At 73.1% G+C, this 5,083-nt stretch carries 1 protein-coding gene; it reads left to right on the top strand.

Features of this window, described 5'->3' with window-relative positions; translation table 11 throughout:
• On the top strand, nt 1–5,083 hold a 5,083-nt coding region (locus AC529_RS09410; RefSeq protein ID WP_068755978.1), incomplete at both ends, for an ATP-binding protein.

Below are 5,083 nucleotides of genomic sequence, written 5' to 3' on the forward strand. Positions count from 1 at the left end.
CCGCCCGCCCCTACCTGGACCTTCAGGTGCTGGAGCGCGCGCTGGTGGAGACCGGGGCCGACGCCGCGTGGGTGGGCTGGGGGTTCGTCGCCGAGGACCCGGCGTTCGCGCAGTTGTGCGAACGGCTCGGCGTCACCTTCATCGGCCCCAGCGCCCAGGCCATGCGCACCCTCGGCGACAAGATCGGCGCGAAACTGATCGCCGAGCAGGTCGGCGTGCCGGTGGCCCCCTGGAGCCGGGGACCGGTCTCCTCCCTGGAGGAGGCCGTGGCGGCAGCCTCCCGCATCGGCTACCCGCTGATGCTCAAGGCGACCGCGGGCGGCGGCGGCCGCGGCATCCGCGTGATCAACGACGAGGCCGAACTCGTCGACGCCTACGAACGCACCAGCCAGGAGGCCCAGCGGGCCTTCGGCAGCGGCGTGGTGTTCCTGGAACGCCTGGTCACCGGCGCCCGCCACGTCGAGGTGCAGGTGATCGCCGACGGCACCACCGCCTGGGCGCTGGGCGTGCGCGACTGCTCGGTGCAGCGCCGCAACCAGAAGATCATCGAGGAGTCGGCCTCCCCCGTGCTCAGCGCCTCCCAGGCGGCCGACCTCAAGGCCGCAGCCGAGCGGCTGGCCGTGGCCGTCGGCTACCGGGGCGCGGCCACCGTCGAGTTCCTCTACCGCCCCGACGACAAGCTGTTCGCGTTCCTGGAGGTCAACACCCGCCTGCAGGTCGAACACCCCATCACCGAGGCCACCACCGGCTTCGACCTGGTCAAGGCGCAACTGTGGGTGGCCGGCGGCGGCCGCCTCGACGGCGACCCGCCCCAGGAGCGCGGACACGCCGTGGAGGCCCGCCTCAACGCCGAAGACCCCGACCGCGACTTCGCGCCCTCCCCGGGCCGCATCGTGCGCCTGGACCTGCCGACCGGCCCCGGCATCCGGGTGGACACCGGCTTCGCCGAGGGCGACGTCATCCCCGCCGACTTCGACTCGATGATCGCCAAGATCATCGCGCACGGCCGCGACCGCGACGAGGCCCTGGGCCGGCTGCGCCGCGCCCTGGCGCAGACCACCGTGGTCATCGAGGGCGGCACCACCAACAAGAGCTTCGTCATGGACCTGCTCGACCAGCCCGAGGTGGTCGACGCCACCGCCGACACCGGCTGGATCGACCGCGTCCGCGCCCAGGGACGGCTCGTCTCCCACCGCCACTGCGCCGTCGCCCTGGCCGCCGCCGCCATCGAAGCCTACGAGGAAGGCGAACGCGCCGAACGGCAGCGCCTGCTGGCCACCGCCTCCGGCGGACGCCCCCAGGTGCAGCACGAAAGCGGACGGCCCCTGGACCTGAAACTGCGCGGCGCCACCTACCGGGTGCGCGTGGCCCGCATGGGCGCCCACCGCTTCCGCGTCGCCATCGAGGCCGGCGGGCAGGTCCGCACCGCCGACGTCGACCTGGACCGCTTCGACCGCCACACCGGACGCATCACCGTCAACGGCGCCACCTACCGGCTGCTCACCGCCACCCACGGCCCCGTCTACCTGGTCGAGGTCGACGGCGTGACGCACCGGGTCAGCCGCGACGAAGGCGGCGTGCTGCGCTCGCCCACCCCCGCACTGGTCGTGGCCACCCCCGTCACCGTCGGCGCCGAGGTCGAGGCGGGCGCCCCGGTGCTGGTGCTGGAGAGCATGAAGATGGAGACGGTGCTGCGCGCCCCGTTCCGCTCCCGCCTCAAAGAGTGCGTCGTGACGGTCGGCTCCCAGGTGGAGGCCGGCGCGCCGCTGCTGCGCCTGGAACCCCTGGGCGAGGCCGACACCCAGGACACCACCCGCCAGGCCGTGGAACTGGACCTGCCCGAGGCCCCCCGCACCGTCCCGGCCCGCCAGCGCCTGCAACGGGCCCTGGAGGACCTGCGCGGCCTGCTGCTCGGCTTCGACGTCGACCCCCACGACGAACGCCGCGTCCTCGACGACTACCTCGCCGCCCGCCGCCAGGCCGCCGCCGAGGGGCACCGGCCCCTGGCCGAAGAACTCGAACTCCTCGACGTGTTCGCCGACCTGGCCGAGCTGAGCCGCAACCGCCCGGCCGGCGAGGACACCGACGGCAGCCACGTCCACAGCGCCCGCGAGTACTTCCACACCTACCTGCAGAGCCTGGACGTGGAACGCGCCGGACTGCCCGACCGGTTCCGCGCCAAACTCGCCCGCGCCCTGGCCCACTACGGGGTCACCGACCTGGAACGCTGCGCCCAGCTGGAGGCCGCGGTGTTCCGGATCTTCCTGGCCCAGCAGCGCGCCTCCGCCGACACCGCGGTCGTGGCGGCCCTGCTGCGCGCCTGGCTGCGCGAACCCCTGCCCGACGCCCACCTGCGCGAGTCCGTCGGCCTTGCCCTGGAACGCCTGGTGGCCGCCACCCAGGTCCGCTTCCCCGTCCTGGCCGACCTGGCGCGCGGCGTGGTGTTCGCCTGGTTCGCCCAGCCGCTGCTGCGCCGCAACCGCGCCCGCGTCTACGCCGACGTCCGCAGGCACCTGCGCCACCTGGACGCCCACCCCGACTCCCCCGACCGCGCCGAACGCATCGCCGAGATGGTGCGCAGCACCGAACCGCTGGTGCGGCTGCTCGGCCAGCGGCTGGCCCGCCACGACCGCGACAACTCGGTCATGCTGGAGGTGCTGACCCGCCGCTACTACGGCAACAAGGCGCTCACCCGCGTGGCCACCCACCAGGTCGACGGCTGCACGTTCGTGGTCGCCCACCGCGCCGACTCCTGCGTGGCCTCCGCCGCGGCGCGCTTCGAGAACCTGGACAGCGCCCTGCGCGGCCTGGCCTCCCTCGCAGGCAGCCACCCCGCCGTCGACGCCGACCTGTACCTGTCGTGGGAGGGCCAGCCCCAGGACTCCGACGCGATGGCCGCCGCCCTGCACGAGGCCGTCAACACCCACCCGCTGCCCGCGGGCGTGCGCAGGGTCACCACCACGGTCGCCGGCCGCGACGGCGCGGTGATGCACCACCACTTCACCTTCCGCCCCTCACCCGAGGGCATGGCCGAGGACCGGCTCATCCGCGGCCTGCACCCCCACATCGCCCAGCGCATGCAACTGGAGCGGCTGCACAAGTTCGACCTGACCCGGCTGCCCTCCTCCGACGAGGAGGTCTACCTGTTCCGCTGCGTGGCCCGCGACAACCCCTCCGACGAGCGCCTGGTCGCCTTCGCCCAGATCCGCGACCTGACCGAGCTGCGCGACCAGGACGGCCGACTGGTCGCCCTGCCCACCGCCGAAAACGCCCTCGCCGCCTGCCTGGACTCCATCCGCCGCGCCCAGGTCCAACAGCCCTCCAAGAAGCGCTTCCCCACCAACCGGATCACGCTGTACGTGTGGCCGCCCAGCGACCTGACCCGCGCCGAACTGGAGATGCTCGCCGAACGCGTGCTGCCCACCACCGCCGGCGCCGGACTGGAGGAGATCCTGTTCCTGGCGCGCCGACGCGACCCCCGCACCGGCGCGCTGACCAGGGTCGCCGTGCGCATCCGCTTCGACGCCACAGGCGGCACCGAACTGGTCGTGGGCGAACCCCCCACCGACCCGGTCGAACCCGTCGACGACTACCGGCAGAAAGTGCTGCGGGCCAGCAGCCGCAACACCGTCTACCCCTACGAGCTGACCGCGATGCTCGGCGACTTCGTCGAACACGACCTCGACGAACACCACCAGCTCGTGCCGGTGGACCGGCCCAAGGGCCGCAACAGCGCCGGCATCGTCGCCGGCGTGGTCACCACCCCCACCCCCCTCTACCCGGAGGGGGTGACCCGCGTGGTGCTGCTGGGCGACCCCACCAAGTCGCTGGGCGCACTGGCCGAACCGGAGTGCCGCCGCGTCATCGCAGCCCTGGACCTGGCCGAACGCATGCGCGTGCCCCTGGAGTGGTACGCGCTGTCCTCGGGGGCGCGCATCTCCATGGACTCCGGCACCGAGAACATGGACTGGGTGGCCGCGGCCCTCAAACGGATCGTCGAGTTCACCCAGGCCGGCGGCGAGATCAACGTCGTGGTCGCCGGCATCAACGTCGGCGCCCAGCCCTACTGGAACGCCGAGGCGACGATGCTCATGCACACCAAGGGCATCCTGGTCATGACACCGGACTCGGCGATGGTGCTCACCGGCAAGCAGTCGCTGGACTTCTCCGGCGGCGTCTCCGCCGAGGACAACTTCGGCATCGGCGGCTACGACCGGGTGATGGGCCCCAACGGGCAGGCCCAGTACTGGGCGCCCAACCTGGCCGCCGCCCGCGACGTGCTCATGGCCCACTACGCCCACACCTACATCGCCCCCGGCGAGCAGCGCCCGCGCCGGGCCGCGACCAGCGACCCCCTCGACCGCGACATCCGCGACTTCCCCCACACCCTGGAAGGCAGCGACTTCACCACCGTCGGCGACATCTTCTCCCCCCAGGCCAACCCGGACCGCAAGAAGCCGTTCGACATCCGCACGGTGATGCGGGCCGTCTCCGACCAGGACCACCCGGTGCTGGAACGCTGGGCGGGCATGGCCGACGCCGACACCGCCGTGGTGCAGGACGTGCACCTGGGCGGCATCCCGGTGTGCCTGCTGGGCATCGAGTCGCGCTCGGTGCCGCGCCGCGGCTTCCCGCCCACCGACGGCCCCGACACCTACACCGCGGGCACACTGTTTCCGCAGTCGTCGAAGAAGGCCGCCCGGGCGATCAACGCCGCCAGCGGCAACCGCCCCCTGGTGGTGCTGGCGAACCTGTCGGGCTTCGACGGCTCCCCCGAGTCGATGCGCAAACTGCAACTGGAGTACGGCGCCGAGATCGGCCGCGCGATCGTGAACTTCCGCGGCCCCATCGTGTTCTGCGTGATCTCGCGCTACCACGGCGGCGCGTTCGTGGTGTTCTCCAAAGCGCTCAACCCCAACATGACCGTGCTGGCCCTGGAGGGCTCCTTCGCATCGGTGCTGGGCGGCGCCCCGGCCGCCGCGGTGGTGTTCTCCGGCGAGGTCAACGCCCGCACCGCCGCCGACGCGCGGGTGCGCGCCCTGGAGGAGCGGGTCGCGGCGGCCTCCGGCGCCGACCGTGCCGC

The sequence above is a fragment of the Thermobifida cellulosilytica TB100 genome (assembly GCF_001517975.1).
GTDB lineage: Bacteria > Actinomycetota > Actinomycetes > Streptosporangiales > Streptosporangiaceae > Thermobifida > Thermobifida cellulosilytica.